A 20884-nucleotide genomic window follows, 5' to 3' on the forward strand; every position below is an offset into this window, starting at 1 on the left:
ATCTGTGGAGCATCGAGACGAATCCGCTGAAGTCACTCGTCCGGCCTGGTTCACCGGCGGGACGCGTCTGTTCAGTGATTTCATGCCCCTCATCAAGGAGGAACCGAAAATGCTGGCCATTTTCGGTACGGCAGAGCCGCCGAGCAGTCAGTCAATTCAAGAAGTGCTGGACTTTTTGTCCGACGAATTCATGAGGTCGGGCACGGGGCCTGATTGGGAACCGAATCAGCGCGGCCATCTCCTGGAGGACCTGATCGATGTCTTCAACGACCTGCTGCCTGAAGAGGAGTAGATCGTCCTGATCTCGGCGTCGAGGGGCCACTGACCTTCCCTCGATCCGGCAGCGATACTTCATCCCGACCGTTAGGGCGCGTTCCCTCACAGTCCGATGAATTTTCGGGCCGGGATGACCGCAGGGTTCCCGTCGACACCGGTCGGCTCCAGCCGGACGGCGACGGGACCGGCACTGATAAGGCACCGGCGTCGGAGAGGTACGTAACTCAAGGTATGACTGGACACAGCGGTGGCCTTTCAAGGCCGGGCCTTCCGCTGAGTTGCTCAAGACAAACATGAATGCGCTCCGGAGCGGTTCGTGCGATCTGGGCAAGTTCGGCAGACTGAAATGGCTTCGCCCGTGACGCTATGTTTCCTCGTCTCGAAGTATGGCGATCCCAGACGTAGTGGCTTGATTGCCGACTGGACTTCCTTCGAAGATGTCGGCAAGTCCTTCAATGGCGAAGTGCTGACGGCTGCCGAGTATCAGCGTGTGGAGGATTCCTACATCTCAGCCGTGGCTTCCCTGGCCGACGCGGTCCAGGCGGACAGGTTCGAGTTGAGGAACCTAGTTCTCAACGAGCCTCCGCCGACCTGGCTTGGCGCCGTTTATGACGGCTGCTCTGTTGATCGGCACGCTGCCTTGAGGTTGCTCAGGTGGATGCTCCGACATGGCTTGATCTCTTGCACCTTGACAAGTGGAGATATTCTGCGGGTGGCGGTCGAGACTGACTTCTATCTCTCGGTAGAGATCCAACCGGATGCGGCGGACTCTCTGGAGGAGGTGAAACGCCTAGGGTTGCATGCGGTTTCTGTGTCTTGGGACGAGGAAGAAAGCGATGCAACAACAGCGGTCTCCCGTCCGGCAGATGCTGAATTCTGGGAGGAGGTCGCGCAGAGCGTCAGGTTGTCGCGAGGCGCGACTGCAATCCTTGAGCGCTGGGCGGAAGGGTCCTGCGGCTATCGATGGCATCCAATTTTGGACGAGGACCCTTCGATAATCGCCAGATCCGTTCGGCCGCACTCCCTGGTTACGGCATATCTTGACGCACATGTTCAATGGGCCTCCCGGGGAAATCTCCTGCCTGCAATTGAGTCGGCCATCATGGCCGAAGAATTGCCGGTCGTGATCTTCTCGCGGTCGACCGGCGGAGTCTCGCCTGAAATTCTGGTGTGCAAGGAGGGCGCCGATCTACCAACCGAGGCGGAGGTCCCTCCGGGCGATGATTTCGGATTTTTCCTTTGGCCGGATGATGATTCAACCTCCATCCAGGCGGTAGTGTCGGGCGATTGAGGCCAATCCGCCCAGTAACTCAACTGACGTAGGGTCCGGGTGTTATTCGAAGGCAACGGCGACGGGCGCCTTTGGAGAGATGCTGGTGTCTCGCGATCTGGGCGTTACTCTGAGTTGTTGTCGGCGAGTTTCGGGGGCTTCCTGGAGATGCCAGTCGGCACCAGGCGCCGACTGGTTTTTCTGCACCCCGACAGAGCATTTGATTCCTGCCCCATGCATCATTGTGTGAGCCCGCAATCATGTCGGCTGCCGCCTGGCGAACTTTTCGACCGGTTTGTCGGCAGGGGCGAGTGGTCACGGGTGTCGGACGCTGTCCGGTGGTGACCTAGACGTGGGCGTGCATGGCGCCTATCGCGTCCGAAGCGCACGGGCGGGTTTGACCAATCCTCTCTGGAAGGAAGCAAAAGGTGAGCGATCGGTGGAAAGACCCAGAAGTTCTGCGGGGTGCGGTGAGCGGGGCGGAGGCGTTCAGCCTGCCGGCTGTGGACGCTGCGGCTGGGTCCTTCGAGGTGGAGTATGTGGTCACCGGAGCGGGCGTGAGCGAGATTTCCTACACCACAGGACCTGGCGACGCGGGCGAGGTGGTGGTCGAGGGGCCGCGTCTTCCCTGGCGCACCACGGTACGCATGGCGGGTGCGGAGGCTGTGCCGGTGCTGAGCGTCATGCTGAGCGAGGACGGGGGCCGGATCGAGAGTGTGATTCGTGTCGACGGTTTGGAGGCGATGCGATCGACGGCGGCCGGGGCTTCCGGGACGTCGGTGTGTGTCGCCGAGCCGGGCGGAGCGTGGTGACGCGAGGTCGGTCTCCAGTACTTTCCGCTCACGAATCGGCATGCGGATGCCGTTGCGTACCGCTCGGGCACGGTCGGCATCGCGCCACCCACTCGTCCTGAGCACGTGCCGCTGGTCGTGGGGGCTGCCTCACGGGGATCAGCCGACACCACCGACCGAAGCGCGAAGACGGGCCGGTGTGCGTGAAAACCGGCCAGTGAGCCTCTCAGGATGGCCACCGAGCAGGTGACGGAGCTGGTGTGCAGGCGGGGCCCGCAACGGACAGGGCTCCCGTGCCGTTGGGAGAGGTGTTCTACGTCTCAACCCACGGCCCAGGACGTCTGTTGGTTCTCTGCCTTGCCGCACTCGCCCTCCCTCACGCTCTGGTCGAGCGGGTCATGATGCTCATCGTCACCCGTGAGGGTGGCCGATGGCGCAAACTTCCGCCGCAGCAGAGGGCGCTCGTCGCGCTCGCGTACCTGCCCCACCACGAAACCCACGCCCGGACCGCCGCGGGCTACGGGACATCCGTCGGCACCGCCCGCGCCTACGTCACCGCCGTCACCGGCCTCCTCGCCGACCGGCGCCGAGGTCACCGGCAGGCTGCCGACCCCTCGACCGCCTTGGTGTAGGCGACGAGCAGTTTCTCGATGGCGTCCGGGTCGTCCACGCCCGATTCGCGGGTCTCGACCGCTATGTAGAGGTCCTGCTCCGGATGCCTCGCTACCTTGCAGGAAGAGACGGTCCTGCCGACGCCGGCTTCCCCGCTGTAAATGAAGCGTTCGTCTTCGGACATCTTTCCGTCCTTCGTGCCCGGGTACGCCGGCGCGACCGCCGCCGTGGTCTGCCCCTCACTCCACCAGGCCTGGGCGAGGCTGAGAACCAGCTTGCTGTCCACGTACAGGTTGCAGCGGATGGTTCCGCCGTTCGGCTTCTGGGTGGCCGAGGTGAGGGAGTCACCGCCGGGCAGCACTGCCTTCACCAGCGCGGGTTCCACGGCGATGCCGCAAGACGAGCTGGGCACGGTGTACGCCTTCTTGGGCGGTTCGTCGCCGGAGCACGCCGACAGGGTGGCAGCGAGAGCGACGGCGGCCGACAGGGGAACGACCCTGCTGGTGAACCGACGACGCCGAAGAGTTCCGCGGGCAGACAACGAGAGAAGCCTTTCGATACGGGAGCGGGGAAGGCGCGGCAGGCGTCGTCCCGGGCATGCGGTCAGATGTCCGTCTTCAAGTGGGGGTTCATTTGTTCGGTGTTCGTGCCGGCGGCCATGAACCCGTCCTGGGCGGCCCTGCGCGCCTTCTCGTCGATGCTGTTGTCCGTCAGGTCGTCACGGCCGTGCGCCTTCGCCGCCGCCTCCACGGCTTGCTCGGTGTATTCCGAGTTCTTCTCGACGCCGCTCTCCCACAATTCGCCCATGACAGGGCCGGCGTCGTCCTTGGCCTTCCCCTCGGCGTCCTTGAAGAGGGCGTCGAGGATCATGCTGCTCGCGGTGTCCGCCACACCACCGGCCACCGCGCCGCCGACCGGGCTGGCGACGAACGACGTACCGACGCCGATACCCGTCCCGATACCCCCCGAGATGGCGTTCTTCCACTGCGCCACGGACTGCTCGTACTTCTTGTCGGCCTCCTCGGCTTCGCCGGCGACCGCCTCTTGGCGGCCCATGGCGAGCGTGCCGGACACCTCGCCCGAACCGTGGGCGATCTCGTGGACGGCGAACTCCGGGTCCTTCGAGTAGACCTTGTCGGCCGGCAGATCCGGGTTCAGGTGGTAGTCCATCAGGTTCGCCATGTACACCTTGTTGGCCACCTCCACCGCCGCGTACCCCTCCGGGTTCTGGCCCACGGTCAGCAGCAGGGCGTTCACGTCACGGTGGTTGAGCGTGGCGGAGCTGCCGGCGACGGGGAACAGCCTGTCCGTCTCCCCGTCCGAGTCGTTCGTCATGGCCCGGTTGATGTCCGGCAGGTACTCCGAGGTGATCTGCCCGATGCTGTCGGACATGTAGTTGTGCTTCGTGAGCCTTTCGTTGTCCTCCGCGACGGAGGCCACGATCGACTCGAAGAGCTTGGTCTGGCCCTCGTTGTGGGCCGGAGTGTCCACCGTCGGCAGCTCGCCCGCCGGGTGCCCGGTCGTGGCGGCCTCCAGGGCGAGGGCGAGGTTGTTGCGGCCGGTGTTGTCGTCGTCGCCCTTGAGGTTGCTCTCCTGCGGCCACTCCCGCTCCTCGAACAGGTACTGGAAGTTGGAAAGCGGGACGTTCCCCTTCTTGCCGTTGCCGTCCGTGTCGCGCTCGAAGGGGGAGTCGTCCTTGGAGACATATTCCTCGTTGAAGAAGTCCGTCGCCGCGTCCGGGCTGTTGGACAGGCCCTTGAGGTAGCCGGTCAGCGGGTCGTCGCCGCTGTCGTCGCCGATGCGGTTGAGCCACGGGTCGATACCCAGGTGCTGCCACGCCATGTTGGCGTGCTCGCCGTTGCCGGTGAGCTTGCGTTCCGTCTCCATGAGCTTGGTGCCGTAGCTCTTGAGGAACTGGTCGTCGTAGTCGCCGGTCCGCATCAGGTTGCTCATGACCTGGAAGCCCATGGGGCCGCCGCCGTCCCGGCCGATGGGCTGGTCGCCGAGCTTGATCATGTTGCCCTTCCAGCTCGTCATGTCGGCGGAGTCGCTCTGGGTGGCGGTGGCGAGCGTCAGGCCGAGATTGCGCTGGAGGTCGTCGAGCTTGTCGAGCCGTTCGCGGCCGACGTTCGGGTTCACGACGGGGTCGTTGATGCCCTGCCAGAACTCCAGGGTCTTCTGCGGCCCGAGCTGTGTGGCGAACCGCTCGGCGAACAGCGGATCGTCCTTGTGGGTGGCCAGACCTTCGTTGATCTTGTCGATGTCGGCGGGGGTGAGGTCCTTGGGCTTCTTCGCCGCGATCTCGGCGAGATCCTCCGCCGCCTCGACGGCCGCCGCCGCGGAGTCGCGATCCTTGTAGCTGGCCTCCGAGAAGCCCATCTTGGCCTGGTCGGCTATCGCGGTCAGCACCTTGCTCGCCGAGCTGTCGCTCTCCGTGGCCTTCTGGAGGATGGCCTGGACCTCGTCGCGCAGCGCGGTGACATCGCTCTCGCTGTGCTCCGGAACGGACGTGCCCTTCGCCGCCCGGTCCGGGTGGATGTTCATCGTGACGGTGAAACCGCCGTTGCCGGTGGCGGTGACGGTCAGGTTCTTCTTCTGCCCGCGGCTGATGGCGCCTTCGAGGTCCTTCTTGTACTGCCGCAGCTCGTCCCGGGTGTCGCTGAGGATCTTGTGAATGGTGTTCGCCTGCGTGTGGGCATCGGCGAACTCTCCGGCGGTCTTGCCGACGAACTCCTTGGTGACCTGTGCGTTCATGCCGGCCCAGTCGGCTGTGTTGGCGGCCTTGCGCAGCCCGTCCTGGGCCTGCCCTTTCAGGTCAACGAGGTGCCGTACGAGCAGGCCCCAGTCCGAGACGGCTTCGTCGAGTGTCGCGAAGTTGGCGAAGCGCAGCGCGTCGAGGTCCATGAGGTGTCGTCTCTCCTGTACGTCTGTGGTCGCGCCGCTACTTCTTCGGCTCGTACGCCGGGTTCTTCTTGCCCGGCTCGCCGGCCCGCTCGTCGAATCCGGCGTCCAGCGTGGTGATGCTGCTCATCTGCCGGTGGATGTAGTGCTCGTCACCGGCGTGCACCTTCTTGGTGACCTGCATGTGGTTGGAGATATGGGCGCAGGCGTCCATGAGCGACTTCAGTTGCTCGTCCCACCGCTTCGACACATGCTTGAGCCCGGCGCCCAGCGCGAAGCCCTGACCGCTGAGGTCACCGGCGGCCTTGCCGCTGCTGGGAACGGCCACCCGGGCCTTGTTCCAGAGGTTGTCGTAGAGGCGGTGCGCCTCGCTGCCGATCTTCGTCAGATCGCTCTGGCCCACCTTCAGGTCGCCCGTCTGTCCGGGAAGCCGAGCGGCGGAGCCGCCGTCCCCGGGGTCGAGCTGGTTCAGCTGCATCCCGGTCGACTGCCGGTCGGCGGCGTCCGCCTTCAGCTGCTCCCACTCGTCCCATGCCATGGAAAACCCTTCCCCCGTGGACCTGTCGCCTTCCGTCGCGCCCGGTGGCGCCTCGGCTCCCGTTCACGCTAGCAACTCGCCAAGACCCTCACGGGGGCGGAGTGCGGATCCTTGGGCAGTGGTTGTGGATGTTCCGTGGAGGCCTCGGGAGTGGCCGGCTCCCTGCGGAGAGCACGCGCGAGGGCGGCGCCGAAGTGGCGCCGCCCTCGGTGGTTCAGGGGGTGGTGGATCAGGCGAAGCTCTTGACCGCATCGTCCTCGTCGTCGTACACCTCGAAGACCGTGATCAGCTGGGTGATGGCCAGGATGTCGTGGATCTTCGGGGACAGGTTCACCAGCTTGAGCTTCCCGCCCCGGTTGGTGGCCCTGGTGTAGGAGGAGACGAGCTCGCCGATGCCTGAGCTGTCGATGGCGGTGACGTTCGCGAAGTCGATGAGGATATTTGTCGCGCCGCTCTGGAGCGCGTCCTGCACGCCGTTGCGCAGCGCTTCGTCACCCACCCCGATGGTGATCTTTCCGGTCGGGGCGAGGATGGTGACGTCGTTCACGGTGCGGCGGTTGATCTGAGTCATGAGTGTCTGCCCTCTGTGTGGTGGTGCGGAAGACCCTCGTCGCCCACCGTGACGCGCACCCGGCCCTCCTGGGCCTCCCAGTCGAGCCGGACGCGCTTGGCGGGGTGGAGCCGGTTGCCGTGCAGGGCGGCCCGGTACTCCGTCGGCAACCTCGGCGAGGCTGTGCGGGGGCCCGGTGCGGATTCCGGGGATACCCCACCGTTCACACGGATGGGCCAGCTGCTTCCGGACATGCCCCCTTTGTGCCGTCCGCGCAGTGGGCCGCCCGGACGCCCCGGAAAGGGGCGTGGCTACCATCCCCTGTGACCGAAACCAGCGAACCACCTGTACACCGCACGCGGATATTCGCCGACCTCACCCCGCTGCGGTCCTCGCCCGACTACCGGCGGCTCTGGTTCGGCAACACCGTGTCCTGGATCGGGCAGGGCATGACCGCCCTCGCCGTGTCGCTCCAGGTGTACGACATCACCGGGTCCGCGTTCTCCGTGGGGCTCATCGGGTTCTGTTCGCTCGTGCCGCTCGTGGTGTTCGGGCTCTACGGCGGGGCTGTCGCCGACACCGTCGACCGGCGCAAGCTCGGGCTGTTCAGCGCGGCGGGGTCGTTCTCCCTGGCCCTCGTCCTGATGGCAGCCACCTTCGCGGGCATCGAGAACGTCGGCCTGCTGTACGCGATCGTGGCCCTCCAGGCCGTCTGCTTCGCGCTCAACGCCCCCGCCCGCTCCTCGATGGTGGCCCGGCTGCTGCCGCCCGAACAGCTGCCCGCCGCCAACGCGTTGAGCTCCATGACCAGTACGACGGGTGCGCTCGTCGGGCCGATGCTGGGCGGGCTGATCGTCGGCTGGTGGGGGTACCGCGCCGCGTACACCGTCGACGCCCTCACCTTCACCGCCTCCCTCTACGCGATGTGGCGGCTGCCCTCGATGCTGCCCGACCGGGAGGACCGGGAGGGCAGCGGGGCGCGTAAACGGGCCTCCGTGCTGGACGGGCTGCGGTTCCTGGGAGGCCGGCCCAACCTCCGGATGACCTTCCTGACCGACCTGTGCGCCATGGTCCTCGCCCACCCCCGGGCGCTCTTCCCGGTCGTCGCCATCGTCTGGTACGGAGGTGACGCCCGGACCACCGGCATGCTCGTCGCCGCCCCCGCGCTCGGGGCGCTCCTCGGCGGGGTGTTCTCCGGCTGGCTCGGCCGTGTCCGGCTGCACGGCCTCGCCGTCCTGCTGGCCGTCGGCAGCTGGGGCGCCGCCATCGCCGTCTTCGGGCTCACCCGCCACCTCTGGCTCGGGCTGCTCTTCCTCGCCCTCGCCGGGTGCGCCGACACCGTGTCCATGGTCTTCCGCAACACCATGCTCCAGGCGGCCGTCCCCGACGAGCTGCGCGGCCGCCTCCAGGGCGTCTTCATCGTCGTCGTCGCGGGCGGGCCCCGGCTCGGCGACTTCCTGGCCGGTTCGGTCGCCGACCTCGCCTCGCCCGCCGTGGCCGTCGTCGGCGGAGGTGTCGCGTGTGTCGTCGCCGTCTGCCTGCTCGCCCTGAAGTGGCGCGGCTTCGCCCGCTACGACGCCCGGGACCCGCAGCCGTAGCCCGCCTACCGGACGATCGAGCGGGCGATCCCCAGCTCCACCAGGTCCTGCGGGCGCAGGCGGAGCTGGTCGGCGGTGGCGCCCGTCTCGGCCGGGGGCCGCTTGAGGATCGCCGCCGCCGGCTCGGGGGCGATGACGGAGAAGTAACTGTCCGCCGTGACATGGGTGTTGCCCGGTGCCGCGAGGGCCAGCGCACCGCCCGAGCCGCCCTCGCCGATCACCAGCGTCGTCACCGGGACCCGGGCCGCCGCGATCGCCGCGAAGGTGTCCGCGATGGCCGCGCCCGCGCCCGCCCGTTCCGCCTCGGCGTCGTTGGCGGCGCCCGGGGTGTCGACCAGGGTGAGGACGGGGGTGCCGAGCCGGTCCGCGAGCCGGATCGTGCGGGCCGCCGCGCGGTACCCGGCCGGGCGGGTCGGGGTCCCGCACTGGGCGACGTACGCGACCGGCTGCCCGTCCGCCCGGAGCCCGAAGCCGGTCAGCAGCCCGGGGTCCGTACCGCCGCATCTGTCCCCGTGGAGGGGGAGTCGTACGGTGAAGTAGTCCGCCAAGTACGCCTCCGCGCGCGGGCGTTGCGCGGCACGGGCCCGCTCCACCGCCTCCCGGCCGCTCGCCGGCAGCCCGGCGGGGGAGGACGGCTGGGCGCGGGGGAGCGGGGCGGCGGGCGGTGGATCGTGCGGGGCGGCGGACCGGGGTGCCTCGTGTGCCTCTCGTGCTCCCAGCGCCCGCAGCCACCGCCCCACCGTCCCCCGCAGCTCCCCGGCCGGGACCACCGCGTCCACCTGGCCCGCCGCGAACTGGCCCTCGGCACCGTACGCGTACGGGTCCGCGTCCGGCGGCCGTACCCGGGACCCGGCGAACCCGACCTGGGCGCCCGGCAGGGCCAGCACCACATCCGCGCCCGCCCCCACGGTGGCCCAGCCGCCGCCGGTCGTGGGGTCGCGGACCACGGCGATCTGCGGGAGCCCCGCCGCCCGCAGCCGGGTGGAGGCGGCCGCCACCCGCTGGAGCTGGGTGAGCGCGACCATGCCCTCCTGCATCCGGCTGCCGCCCGTGGCGACGAGCGCGAGCAGCGGGAGCCGCCGGGACAGGGCGAGTTCGTACGCGGCTTCCAGACGGTCGCCCGTCAGCTGGCCCAACGAGCCGCCCAGGAAGCCGAATTCGAAGGAGAGCAGCACGCACTCCCGGTCGCCCACGACTCCCGTCCCGTACACCACGGACTCCTCCTCGCCCGTGCGCTCCGCCGCCCGCTCCCGCGCCGCGTCGTACCCCGCCCAGCCGAGCGGGCCGTCCGGCGGCAGGGGGCGCGGCTGCGGGCGGTGCTCGGTGAAGCCCGCGCCGTCCGTGAGCAGCGCGATGGCCTCGCGGGCCGTCATACGGGGGGCGGGCTCAGCCGGCATGGAGCGACCTCTTCATGATCTTGCCCAGGTCGTTACGGGGCAGCGCGTCCAGGAAGTGCACGGTACGCGGACGCTTGTGCGGGGCCAGCTGGCCCGCCACATGGTCCGCCAACTCTTCGGCCCGGGGCGGAGAGTCCGGGTCGGCCGCGACCACCCACGCCACGACCCGCTCGCCCAGGTCCGGGTCCGCCTCGCCGGTCACGGCCGCCTCCCGGACGCCGGGGTGGCCGAGGAGCACGTTCTCGATCTCGCCCGCGCCGATCTTGTAGCCGCCGCTCTTGATCAGGTCGGTGGCCTTGCGCCCGACGATCGTGACGTACCCGTCCCCGTCCACCGTGCCGACGTCACCCGTACGGAACCAGCCGTCGGCCGTGTGCGCGGCGGCTGTGGCGTCGGGCCGGTTCAGGTAGCCGGTGAACAGGTTCGGGCCGCGCACCTGGATCTCGCCGATCGCCTCCGGCCCCTCCAGCACCGTGCCGTCCTCCTCCACCAGGCGCAGCTCCACCCCGGCGAGCGGCGGGCCGACCGTGCCCGGGCGCGGTACGCCGTCCGCCCGGATCCCCGTGTTCATCAGGGTCTCCGTCATCCCGTACCGCTCGATCACGCGCCGCCCGGTCGCCGCCGCGATGCGCTCGTGGTCATGGACGGGGAGCGCCGCCGAACCGGAGACCAGCAGCCGCGCCCCGGCCAGCACCTTGGCAAGCTCCCCCCGTTCGGCGCCGCCCGCCGACGCGTCCAGCGCCTCGGCCAGCCGGTGGTACATCGTCGGTACGCCGAACAGCATCGTGCCCCCGGACCCCAGCTGCCGGGCCACCCCCTCGGCGGAGAACTTCCCCAGGTGGCGCAGGGCGCCGCCCCGCCGCAACGGGCCGAGCACGCCCAGGATCAGCCCGTGGACGTGGAACAGCGGCAGCGCGTGGACCAGGACGTCGTCGCCGGTCCACCCCCAGGCGTCCTCCAGCGCGTCCAGCGACGCGGCGATGGCCCGGCGGGGCAGCACGGCCCCCTTGGGCGGGCCGGTGGTGCCGGAGGTGTAGACGATCAGGGCGGGGGCCTCGGGATCGGCTTCGACCGCCGGGTGATCCTCCGTACGCTCGAACGCCCGCGCGTCCACCGTCACCCGCCGCAGCTTCTCCAGCGCCGGGGGCAGCGCGTCGTCCGGGCCCGCCAGGACGGCCGTGGGCTCGCTGTCGGCCAGGATGTGCGCCAACTCGGCGTCGCCCGTACGAGGGTTGAGCGGCACGGCCGGCACCCCGGCCCGCAGCGCCGCCACCACCGCGATCACGGTCTCGGCCGTCGGAGTGGCCCAGACGGCGACCCGGCCCGCGTCCGTGATCCGGGCGGCGAGGGTGGTGGAGGCGGCGGCCAGCTCGCCGTAGGTCAGGGTGAGGGCACCGAAGCGGACGGCCTCCCGGGAGGCTGCCGGGCCGGTGGGGGACTGGAGCGCAGGAAGAAGGAGGGTCACGCCGGGAAGCCTAGGGGCTCGGCGCGGACCTCGCTGGGACCCGGACGGTGATGAGGGCAGCGTCACCCCAGGTCGGGCTTCCGGAGCCCTCGGGTCGGGCTTCCGGGGGGCCCATCCCGCCCGCCACATGGCTGCACGGAGCACCGAGCCGCAATTTCGACACAGCATTGACAAATTAATTTCGCGTTGCCAGCATGCAAAAAGCCTGGCCCACAAGGACGTTGGAGCGCTCTCCGAGAGTAAGAAGCCGCCTGCGTCCCAGGCCCCTGCACGTCGCAAAGCGCGACAGCGCCTTGCCTGACAGACCCCACGTACCGTCAGGAAGGAACCACCCCACACCATGTCACCCGCACCCCCACGCTGGTCCAGATACGCCACCGCGCTCGCCGCCCTGCTGGCCACCGCCCTGGCCGTCCCCACCGCAACGGCCACGGCCGACGACCCCGACGCCCGCGCCCCACGCGCCGCCGCCGACATCCCCGCCGCCGACTACCAGCAGGTCCAACTCGCCCTCGGCCCGGCCGAACTGGGCGAGGCCATGTCCCTCGCCGTGCTGCCCGACCGGTCCGTCCTGCACACCGCCCGCGACGGCACGCTCCGCCTCACCGACGCGGCCGGTTCGACAAGGACGGCGGGCAAGCTCGACGTCTACACGCACGACGAGGAAGGCCTCCAGGGCGTCGCCGTGGACCCGGACTTCGCGGCCAACCGGTACGTCTACCTCTACTACTCGCCCGCCCTGGACACCCCGCCCGGCGATGCCCCCACCACCGGTTCCGCCGCCGACTTCGAGCCGTGGAAGGGTCACCTCAACCTCTCCCGCTTCGTGCTGAAGGCCGACGGAACGCTGGACACCGCCAGCGAGAAGGTCGTCCTGGAGGTCGAGAGCGACCGGGGCCAGTGCTGCCACGTCGGCGGAGACATCGACTTCGACGCCGCCGGGAACCTCTACCTGACCACCGGTGACGACACCAACCCCTTCGAGTCCAGCGGCTACGCGCCCATCGACGAACGCACCGACCGCAACCCGCAGTTCGACGCCCAGCGGTCCTCCGGCAACACCAACGACCTGCGCGGCAAGCTGCTCCGGATCAAGCCGACCGCCGACGGCGGCTACACCGTCCCGGCGGGCAACCTCTTCGCCCCCGGCACCGAGAACACCCGCCCCGAGATCTACGCGATGGGCTTCCGCAACCCGTTCCGGATGTCCGTCGACAAGTCGACCGGAGCCGTCTACATCGGCGACTACGGCCCCGACGCCGGAACCACCGACCCGAACCGGGGCCCCAGTGGCCAGGTCGAGTTCAACCGCGTCACCGAGCCCGGCAACTTCGGCTGGCCGTACTGCACGGGCACCAACACGCCCACGGAGACGTACGGCGAGTACACCTTCCCCAGCGGCCCCGCCGGAGCGAAGTACGACTGCGCGGCCGACCCGGCCAACAACTCCTTCCGCAACACCGGCCTCGCCACCCTGCCTCCCGCCCAGCCCGCCTGGATCCGGTACGCCGGTGACGCGGGCTCCCCGCCGGAGTTCGGCGGCGGCTCGGAGTCCCCGATGGCCGGACCCGTATACGACTTCGACCCCGGCCTCGACTCCGCCGTGAAGTTCCCGGCCTCCCTCGACGGCCGGTTCTTCGCCACCGAGTACGGCCGCAAGTGGATCAAGCCGGTCGAGGTGAAGGCCGACGGATCGCCCGGCGCCATCGACACCTTCCCGTGGACCGGCACCCAGGTGATGGACTCCGCGTTCGGACCGGACGGGGCGCTGTACGTCCTCGACTACGGGACCGGCGCGAGCAACCAGGCGCTCTACCGCATCGAGTACCTCGCGGGCAGCAACCGCTCCCCGGTCGCCCGGGCCGCCGCCGACAGGACCTCCGGGCCCACCCCGCTCGCGGTCTCCTTCTCCTCGGCCGGCAGCAACGACCCCGAGGGCGGAAACCTCGCCTACGCCTGGGACTTCGGTGACGGGTCCACCTCCACCGACCCGAACCCCGACCACACCTACACCACCGCCGGGACCTTCAACCCGACCCTCACCGTCACCGATCCCGAAGGGCTCACCGGCACCGCGAGCCTGGTCGTGACGGCGGGCAACACCGCGCCCACGGTCACCCTCACCACCCCGGCGGACGGCACCCTCTTCTCCTTCGGCGACTCCGTCCCGTTCACCGTGACCGTCAGCGACCCCGAGGACGGCACGGTCGACTGCTCCAAGGTCAAGGTCACCTACCTCCTCGGCCATGACAGCCACCGCCACCAGATCACCTCGAAGAACGGCTGCTCCGGCACCATCGACGTGCCCGTGGACGGCGAGCACGACAGCGCGGCCAACATCTACGGGGTCTTCGACGCCGAGTACACCGACGCGGGCGGGCTGACCACCCACAGCGACTCGATCCTCCAGCCCCGCCACCGCCAGGGCGAGCACTTCGCCGCCCACTCCGGCATCGAGGTCGCCGCGCACGGGCCGGCCGAGGGCGGCGCCACGGTCGGCTACACCGACGACGGCGACTGGATCTCCTTCGAACCGTACGTCCTCTCCAACGCCACCTCCGTCACGGCCCGGGTCGCCTCCGGCGGCGCGGGCGGCACCCTGGAGCTGCGGGCAGGTTCCGCGACCGGCACCCTGCTCTCCACCCTCACCGTCGACCCGACCGGCGGCTGGGAGAACTTTGTCGACGTGACGGCGGACGTGAACAACGCCCCTGCCGGACCCATCGAACTCTTCTTCGTCTTCAAGGGACCGACGGGTCAGGGCAGCCTCTTCGACCTGGACGCCTTCACCTTCAGCACGCAGGGACTCAGCACACAGGGATTCAGCACACAGGGAGCACAGGTGAGCAACCGATGAGACGATCCCGCATCCGCCGCCTGGCCTGCGCCGCGGCGCTCGCCCTCGGAGCGGCCCTCCTGAGCCCGGCCGCCCCGAGCGCGGCAGCCGCCGCTGACCCGTACCAGGTCCTGGTCTTCTCCAAGACCGCCGGATTCCGCCACGACTCCATCCCGGCGGGCATCACCGCCATCCAACAGCTGGGCGCGGCCAACGACTTCACCGTCACCGCCACCGAGGACGCGACCGCCTTCACCCCGCAGAACCTCGCCACGTACGAGGCCGTCGTCTTCCTCTCCACCACCGGCGACGTCCTCAACGACAGCCAGCAGAACGCCCTCAAGGGTTACGCCGACGGGGGCGGCGGCTTCGTCGGCGTCCACGCCGCCGCCGACACCGAGTACGACTGGCCGGAGTACGAGGACCTGGTGGGCGCCTGGTTCCAGAGCCACCCGGCGATCCAGGAGGCCCGCCTCACCACCGAGGACCACGTCCACCCGGCCACCGCGCACCTGGACGACACCTGGACGAGGACGGACGAGTGGTACAACTACCGCTCCAACCCGCGCGGAGACGTCCACGTCCTCCAGTCGCTCGACGAATCCAGCTACAGCGGCGGCGAGATGGCCGGCGACCACCCCATCACCTGGTGCCACGAGCAGCAGGACGGCCGCTCCTTCTACACCGGCCTCGGCCACACCATCGACTCCTTCGCCGACCCGGACTTCCGCCAACTCCTCCTGGGCGGTATCCAGTACGCGGCCGGAGCCGTCGAGGCGGACTGCTCTTCCACCGGGGACCCCGGCCCGGGCGGTGACAGCGCCGAGGCGGAGGCGTACACCTCCTCCTCCGGCGTCCAGGCCGCCCCGCACGCGGCGGCCAGCGGCGGCGCCACCCTCGGCTACATCGACCACGGCGACTGGGCGGGCTACGCCTCCCTCGACACCGCCGGAGCCACCGCCTTCACCGCCACGGTCTCCTCGGCCGGTGCGGGCGGCACCATCGAGGTCCGCGCCGGCTCCGCCACCGGGCCGCTCCTCGGCTCGGTGGAGGTCACGCCCACCGGCGGCTGGGACACCTTCACCGAGGTCACCACCCCCCTCACGGCCGCCGCACCGGGCGCGGGCCCGCTGTTCCTGCGGTTCACCGGGGGAGCGGGCGCCCTCTTCGACGTCGACCGCTTCACCCTCACCCGCACCCCGGCCACCGAGGACGAGGGCTCGTCCGACGTCCACCTCTTCTACTACCCCTGGTACGGCACCCCGGAAGGCCCGGCGGGCAACTGGCGCCACTGGCAGCAGGGCGGCCACACCCCGCCCGCCTCCCTCGGCGCCGACCTCTACCCCAAGCTCGGCCCGTACGACTCCGGGGACATCGCCGGGGCGGTCGACCAGCACATGGAGTGGGTGCAGCGGTCCGGCGCGGGCGTCATCGTCTACAGCTGGTGGGGGCAGGGGAGTTACGAGGACGGCCTCGCCCGTGACGTGATGGACGCCGCCGCCCGCCACGGCATCGAGGTCGCCTGGCACATCGAGCCGTACACCGGCCGCACCGCCGCCTCCGTCGTCGACGACATCGCCTACCTGGAAGGGAAGTTCGGCGACCACCCCGCCTTCTACCGGGACGCGGCCCACGGCGACCGCAACGCCTACTACGTCTTCGAGAGCCTGCGGATCCAGGACTGGTCGGCGCTGGACGCCGTCAAGGACACCGCCATCGTCCTCGCCCAGACCACCGACACCACCAAGGTCGCCCACTTCGGCGGGATCTACACCTACGACGGCATCGCCGGAGCCACCGCCCCCGGCTGGAAGCAGGCCGGCGACTACGCCAAGGCCAACGGCCTGGTCTGGGCCCCCTCGGTCGCCCCCGGCTACATCGACGACCGGGCCGTCCCCGGCAACACCACCCCCACCCTGGGCCGCGCGGACGGCGCCTCGTACGACCGTCAGTGGAACAACGCCCTGGACCCGGCGATCGGCGGTGACCCCACCTGGGTCTCCGTCACCTCGTTCAACGAGTGGCACGAGGGCAGCTCCATCGAACCGGCCGCCTCCGACCCGCCCACGGGCCACGGCTACGAGACCTTCGAGGGGGCCTACGGCAAGACCGGGGCGGCCGCCGAGACGGCGTACCTGGACCGGACCGCGTACTGGGCGGACCGTTTCGAACAGCGGCGCGGGTAGAGCCTGGGCCCACAGACGAACGGCCGCGTTCCGGCGGGAACGCGGCCGTTCTTCCCTGCCCGTGCACCTCACCCGTCGCGCTGGATGTTCCGCATCCGCCCGTACGCGTACACGCACCCCGCCAGCGCCAGATCGGACAGGAGCATGAAGCCGATCGCGTAACTGTCCTTGGCGCTGTAGATCGCCCCCATCACCAGTGGCGGTACGAAACCGCCGAGCCCGCCCATCGCGCCGACGATGCCCGTCACACTGCCCACCTTCGGCTGCGGGGTCACCTGCGAGACCAGGGCGAACACGCTGCCGCTCGCGGTGCCGAGCCCGGCCGCCATGGCCAGCAGCGCGATGGTGCCGACCGGATTCAGCGGCGGCTCGAAGGCCTGGACGACCGCCATCAGGGCCGCCAGCAGCAGCGCCCCGGCGGTCACCAGGGCCGGGTGGATCCGGTCCGAGAGCCAGCCGCCGATCGGCCGGAAGACGACCGTGACCAGCGCGAACCCGGCCGCCTTGGTGCCCGCCTCGGTCGGTGACATCTCGTACCAGGTCTTCAGGTACGTCGGCAGATAGACCCCGAACGCCACGATCCCGCCGAAGCCGATCGCGTACAGCGCCGACAGCTCCCAGGTCACCCGCAGCTTCCCGGCCTCGCCCAGCCGGTGCACCAACGTGTCCGTGGGGATCTTCCGGTCGGGATGGTCGCTGACCAGGACGGCGGCGAGCAGCGCGAACACCACCAGCGCGCCCGCGACCACGAGGAACGGCAGGTTGTCGCCGTGCTTCGCGATGCGCGGGGTGAAGTAGCCGGACAGCGCCACCCCGCCCATGCCCATCCCGAACACGCCCAGCGCGAACCCCCGCTTGGCGGGCGGGAACCACGAGTTGACCAGCGGGACACCGATCGCGAACGTCGTGCCGCCGAGCCCCAGCAGGAAGCCGACCGCGATCATCGCCCCGTACGAGTTCTTGGCCGGGATCAGCAGCAGCACCGGCACGATCGTCAGCGCGGAGACCAGCGGGAACATCAGCTTCGCGCCGTACTTGTCGGTCAGCGCGCCCACCGGGATCCGGCCGAGCGACCCGACGAGGACCGGCACGGCCACCAGGAACGACTGCTGGAACGAGCTGAGCCCGAGCCGGTCCTTGTAGTCGCCGGACATCGGCGCGATCAGGTTCCACGCCCAGAAGGTGAGGGCGAAGCCGATCGTGGCCATGGCGAGATTGCGGTAGGCGGCCGGGGAGGGCGCGGCAGCCGCCGGGGCGGAGGCGTCCGGGGGCTCGGGGGACTGCTTGACGGCGGTATCCACACGGCAAGTCAAGGCCGCGGGGGAGTGCACGGCCCGCCGGACTGCGCCGACCGGGCGACAGCGGCTTCCCGAGGCTCCTTTCCGGCTCCCCCTCGGCTCCCCTCAGCCGATATCGCCACAAGCTGGGACAATCGCGGTATGGATCGGCTGGACAGGGAAATCCTCGGCATTCTCCAGGAGGACGCGCGGATCTCGTACCGGGATCTGGGCGTACGCGTGGGGCTCAGCGCCAACGCGGCGGGCGACCGGGTCCGCCGCATGCGCAAGGACGGGGTGATCCGCGGCTTCACCGTCATCGTCGACCCGGCCGCCGACACCCGTTCGGGCCTGGTCGTCTTCATCGATGTGACGCTGCGGCTCGACACGACGAACGAGGAGTTCGAGCGCTCGGTGCTGATGCTGCCCGGGATCACGGAGGTGGTGCACGTGACGGGCGGCCACGACTACCTGATCCGCGCCACGGCGGCCGACCCGGTGGCGCTGGACTCGCTGCTGCGACGGCTGAAACGGGAGGCGGGGGTGGCCCACTCCACCACCCGGATCGCGCTGCGGGCGGCCCCGAAGCACTGACGGCGCCGCGCGCTGCGGGCGGCCCCGAAGCACTGATCGCACCTCCTCGGCGGTGCTTACAGCGGCGCCTCCCAGGTCACCGCCGCCGCCCCGCCCCACACCCCCTCGCCGTCCCCGTCATCGGCCACCACCAGACGCACCGCGCTCCGCCCGTCGGGCAGCCGCACCGTGGCGTCCACCGCCACATCGATCGCCGAGACCCCCGGCCTGCGGTGCGCGGCGGCCAGCGCCCCGCGCAGCGCGGCCAGCAGCTCCCGGCCCGTCTCCTCGCCCACCAGCGCGTCCACCGCCCCCGTGAAGTGCACCGACGGCGGGAACCCCAGCAGCGCCGCCGCGCCCCCGGTCTCCCGCAGCACCCGGCCCCGGAACGTGCTCGGGGCCTCGGCCGGCGGCTGCTGGAGGGCGAAGATCGCGGTGCGGACCTCCTGGATCGTGGAGTCCAGCTCGTCCACGGCCCGCCCGAGCAGCTCGCTCGCGTCCTCCTCCGTGACCGCACGCCGACGCGTCGACTCCAGCATCATCTCGGTCGCGAAGAGCCGCTGGACCACCAGATCGTGCAGGTCACGGGCGATCCGGTCGCGGTCCTCGTACACCGCGAGCCGCTCCCGGTCCGCCTGCGCGTCGGCCATCACCAGCGCCAGGGCGGCCTGCGAGGCGAACTGGGTCGCCAGCAGCCGGTCGACCGCCGTGTACGGGGGTGCGCCGCGCCGCCGGGGCAGCGCGAGGGTGCCGATGAGCCGGCCGCCGCTCTGCAGCGGCAGCATCATGCTGGGCCCGAACCGGGACCGTACGTCGGTGGTCATCCGGGGGTCGGTGGCGGAGTCGTCGATGAACACCGGCTCGCCGCCGAGCAGTTGGACCAGGACGGGGGAGCCGGGGGCGATGGTCGTGCCGACGATGCCCGCCGGGTCGTCGAGCGTGGAGGCGGTCACGATCTCCATCCCGCCCGCCTCGGTCGGCTGGAGGATCACCCCGGCCGAGGCACCGGCCAGCACCCGGGCGCTCTCGGCCACGGTCATCAGAGCGTCGGCCGCGTCCGTGCCGGTCAGCAGGGCCGTGGTGACGGCGGCCGCCCCCTCGATCCACCGCTCCCGCTGCCGGGCGCTCTCGTAGAGCCGGGCGTTGCCGATGGCGATGCCCGCCTGGGAGGCGAGGACGAGCAGCAGGGCCCGGTCCGTCTCCGAGAAGGGGCCTGAACTCTTCTCCGCCAGGCAGAGGTGGCCGAAGAGCTGGGTGTGCACCTGGATCGGGGCGGTGAGGAAGGCCGGGGCGGGCGGCGCCTTCCTTCCCTCCTCGGGAGGAAGAGCCGCCCGTCGCTCCGGCAGGAGGTGGCCGACGCGCTGCCGCTCCGCCTCGGTCATCCCGGTCGTGTACAGCGCCTCGGTCCGGTCCTGGTCGGGTTCCAGCACACCGAGGGCGCCGTAGCGGGCCCCGGTCAGGGTGGTCGCGGTGTCCACGATCTGCTGGAGGGTGGCCCGGAGCCCGAGGTCGCTGCCGATGCTGAGGACGGCCTCCAGCAGGAGCGGCAGCCGGCCGACGGAGGTCAAGGAGGCCTAACCCGCCAGCGGGTTCAGAACCATCGGCTGGATCCTGCCGTCCAGCATCGCGCCGAGGCCGAGCACCGAGCAGACGTCGGGCCGGTCGGCGATGTGCACCGGCATGCCGGTCGCGTCCCGGAGCATCTCGTCGAACCCCGGGAGCAGCGCGCTGCCGCCCACCATCATGATCCCGCGGTCCGCGAGGTCGGCCACCAGATCGGGCGGGCATTCGCGCAGCACCTTGCCGACGCCGTCCAGGACGGCGGTGAGCGGGGTGTGGATGGCCTTCCGTACGGCGGCGGTGTCGACCTGCACCGAGCGGGCCAGGCCGGTCGCCACGTCCCGGCCGTGGATCTCGGTCAGGGCGGGCCCGGTGAGCTGCAGGCCGTTGCCGTGCAGCGCCAGTTGCAGCGGGCGCACGGACTGGCTCGGCAGCATGAGCGCGTGGTGCTGGCGCAGGTACTGGATCACCGCCTCGTCGATGGCGTTGCCGCCGACCGGGAGCCGGACGGCCGTCACGATCGAGCCGAGCGAGAGCACCGCGATCTGCGTGGTGGCCGCGCCGCACGCCATGATCATGGTCGCGGTCGGCTGCTCCACCGGCAGCCCGCAGCCGGCCGCCGCCGCGATCAGCGTGTCCACCAGCTCGACCCGCCGGGCGCCGAGCCCGGTGAGCGTCTCCACCGTGGCGCGCCGGGCCAGCGGATCGGCCTCGTGCGGGATACAGGCGGCGGCGCGCAGCCGGGGCTTGCGGCGCAGCTGGCGGCGGAGCTTGTCGCCGAGCAGATGGCGCAGCATGCGCTGGGCCATCTCGATGTCGACGACGGATCCGCCGGAGACCGGGCGGACCACCCGGATGTATTCGGGGGTGCGACCGGTCATCTGCTCGGCGAGCACACCGACCGCGATGAGCGATCCCGTACGGGTGTTGACGGCGGCGACGCTCGGTTCGTCGACGACGAGCCCGAGCCCCTTGACGTACACACGGGTCCTCGCGGCCCCGAGATCGACGGCGATGTGGCAACGCTGCAACTGCTCAAGGCTGACGGTCACGG

General features: G+C 70.3%; 17 protein-coding genes and 1 pseudogene. 8 read left to right on the forward strand and 10 right to left on the reverse strand.

The window, feature by feature from the left end; genetic code table 11:
- The first annotated feature begins 4 nt into the window (after nucleotides 1-4).
- The 4 genes and pseudogenes from R2B67_RS26370 to R2B67_RS26385 form a co-directional block, all read left to right on the forward strand.
- Nucleotides 5-292 (forward strand): hypothetical protein, encoded by a 288-nt coding sequence (locus R2B67_RS26370; protein WP_317821541.1) that lies wholly within the window; start codon nucleotides 5-7, stop codon nucleotides 290-292.
- Nucleotides 293-622: 330 nt separating this feature from the next.
- A complete protein-coding gene (locus R2B67_RS26375) occupies nucleotides 623-1567 on the forward strand; it encodes a hypothetical protein (RefSeq protein ID WP_317821543.1) in 945 nt (314 codons plus the stop codon).
- Between the two features lie 407 nt (nucleotides 1568-1974).
- The gene (locus R2B67_RS26380; protein ID WP_317821544.1) at nucleotides 1975-2358 is read left to right on the forward strand and encodes a hypothetical protein; all 384 of its coding nucleotides are present in this window, start codon (nucleotides 1975-1977) and stop codon (nucleotides 2356-2358) included.
- 323 nt (nucleotides 2359-2681) lie between these two features.
- Nucleotides 2682-2930: pseudogene (locus R2B67_RS26385) on the forward strand (transposase family protein); the annotation flags it as partial.
- On the opposite strand, the gene R2B67_RS26390 reads toward R2B67_RS26385, so the two are convergent.
- The 5 genes from R2B67_RS26390 to R2B67_RS26410 all read right to left on the reverse strand — a co-directional run bounded on the left by R2B67_RS26390 (nucleotide 2930) and on the right by R2B67_RS26410 (nucleotide 7108).
- Nucleotides 2930-3361 carry a hypothetical protein gene (locus tag R2B67_RS26390; RefSeq protein ID WP_317821546.1) on the reverse strand — a complete coding sequence of 144 codons (432 nt, stop codon included), beginning with the start codon at nucleotides 3359-3361 and terminating at the stop codon, nucleotides 2930-2932. The pseudogene R2B67_RS26385 and the gene R2B67_RS26390 sit on opposite strands and share 1 nt — an antisense overlap.
- 191 nt (nucleotides 3362-3552) lie before the next feature.
- Nucleotides 3553-5853, reverse strand: a complete 2301-nt coding sequence (locus R2B67_RS26395; RefSeq protein ID WP_317821547.1) for a hypothetical protein — start codon at nucleotides 5851-5853, stop codon at nucleotides 3553-3555.
- A 37-nt stretch (nucleotides 5854-5890) separates the two neighbouring features.
- Nucleotides 5891-6388 carry a hypothetical protein gene (locus R2B67_RS26400; RefSeq protein ID WP_317821548.1) on the reverse strand — a complete coding sequence of 166 codons (498 nt, stop codon included), beginning with the start codon at nucleotides 6386-6388 and terminating at the stop codon, nucleotides 5891-5893.
- A 229-nt stretch (nucleotides 6389-6617) separates the two neighbouring features.
- Entirely contained in the window at nucleotides 6618-6959 is a 342-nt protein-coding gene (locus R2B67_RS26405) for an STAS domain-containing protein (RefSeq protein ID WP_317821549.1), read from the reverse strand.
- The gene (locus tag R2B67_RS26410; protein WP_317821550.1) at nucleotides 6956-7108 is read right to left on the reverse strand and encodes an ATP-binding protein; all 153 of its coding nucleotides are present in this window, start codon (nucleotides 7106-7108) and stop codon (nucleotides 6956-6958) included. Before R2B67_RS26410 ends, R2B67_RS26405 begins: the two co-directional genes overlap by 4 nt.
- Nucleotides 7109-7261: 153 nt before the next feature.
- Between R2B67_RS26410 and R2B67_RS26415 the strand changes: the two genes are divergently transcribed.
- On the forward strand, nucleotides 7262-8536 hold the full coding sequence (locus R2B67_RS26415) for an MFS transporter (protein WP_317821552.1): 1275 nt from the start codon (nucleotides 7262-7264) through the stop codon (nucleotides 8534-8536).
- 5 nt (nucleotides 8537-8541) lie between these two features.
- Here the strand turns inward: R2B67_RS26415 and R2B67_RS26420 are convergent, their stop codons facing one another.
- Nucleotides 8542-9933, reverse strand: a complete 1392-nt coding sequence (locus R2B67_RS26420) for a carboxyl transferase domain-containing protein (protein ID WP_317821553.1) — start codon at nucleotides 9931-9933, stop codon at nucleotides 8542-8544.
- Nucleotides 9923-11398, reverse strand: a complete 1476-nt coding sequence (locus R2B67_RS26425; protein WP_317821554.1) for an acyl-CoA synthetase — start codon at nucleotides 11396-11398, stop codon at nucleotides 9923-9925. Before R2B67_RS26425 ends, R2B67_RS26420 begins: the two co-directional genes overlap by 11 nt.
- A gap of 340 nt (nucleotides 11399-11738) precedes the next feature.
- Between R2B67_RS26425 and R2B67_RS26430 the strand changes: the two genes are divergently transcribed.
- Nucleotides 11739-14255: a PQQ-dependent sugar dehydrogenase gene (locus tag R2B67_RS26430; RefSeq protein WP_317821556.1), complete on the forward strand. Its 2517-nt coding sequence runs from the start codon at nucleotides 11739-11741 to the stop codon at nucleotides 14253-14255.
- Nucleotides 14252-16420 (forward strand): ThuA domain-containing protein, encoded by a 2169-nt coding sequence (locus R2B67_RS26435; protein WP_317821560.1) that lies wholly within the window; start codon nucleotides 14252-14254, stop codon nucleotides 16418-16420. The genes R2B67_RS26430 and R2B67_RS26435 overlap by 4 nt, the downstream gene beginning before the upstream one ends.
- A gap of 68 nt (nucleotides 16421-16488) precedes the next feature.
- On the opposite strand, the gene R2B67_RS26440 is transcribed toward R2B67_RS26435, so the two are convergent.
- Nucleotides 16489-17721 (reverse strand): nitrate/nitrite transporter, encoded by a 1233-nt coding sequence (locus R2B67_RS26440; protein WP_018511663.1) that lies wholly within the window; start codon nucleotides 17719-17721, stop codon nucleotides 16489-16491.
- Nucleotides 17722-17859: 138 nt separating this feature from the next.
- On the opposite strand from R2B67_RS26440, the gene R2B67_RS26445 reads away from it, so the two are divergent.
- Nucleotides 17860-18291: an Lrp/AsnC family transcriptional regulator gene (locus R2B67_RS26445; protein WP_018511664.1), complete on the forward strand. Its 432-nt coding sequence runs from the start codon at nucleotides 17860-17862 to the stop codon at nucleotides 18289-18291.
- Nucleotides 18292-18347: 56 nt separating this feature from the next.
- Here R2B67_RS26445 and R2B67_RS26450 read toward each other — a convergent pair whose 3' ends face one another.
- Together R2B67_RS26450 and mreB are read right to left on the reverse strand one after the other, a co-directional pair.
- Nucleotides 18348-19838, reverse strand: a complete 1491-nt coding sequence (locus R2B67_RS26450) for a GAF domain-containing sensor histidine kinase (protein ID WP_317821563.1) — start codon at nucleotides 19836-19838, stop codon at nucleotides 18348-18350.
- A gap of 6 nt (nucleotides 19839-19844) precedes the next feature.
- Nucleotides 19845-20882, reverse strand: coding sequence for a rod shape-determining protein (gene mreB / locus R2B67_RS26455; protein ID WP_317821564.1), 1038 nt, complete (start codon nucleotides 20880-20882; stop codon nucleotides 19845-19847).
- Nucleotides 20883-20884 lie beyond the last annotated feature (2 nt).

The sequence above is a fragment of the Streptomyces cyaneofuscatus genome, from assembly GCF_033109485.1.
Lineage (GTDB): Bacteria > Actinomycetota > Actinomycetes > Streptomycetales > Streptomycetaceae > Streptomyces > Streptomyces cyaneofuscatus.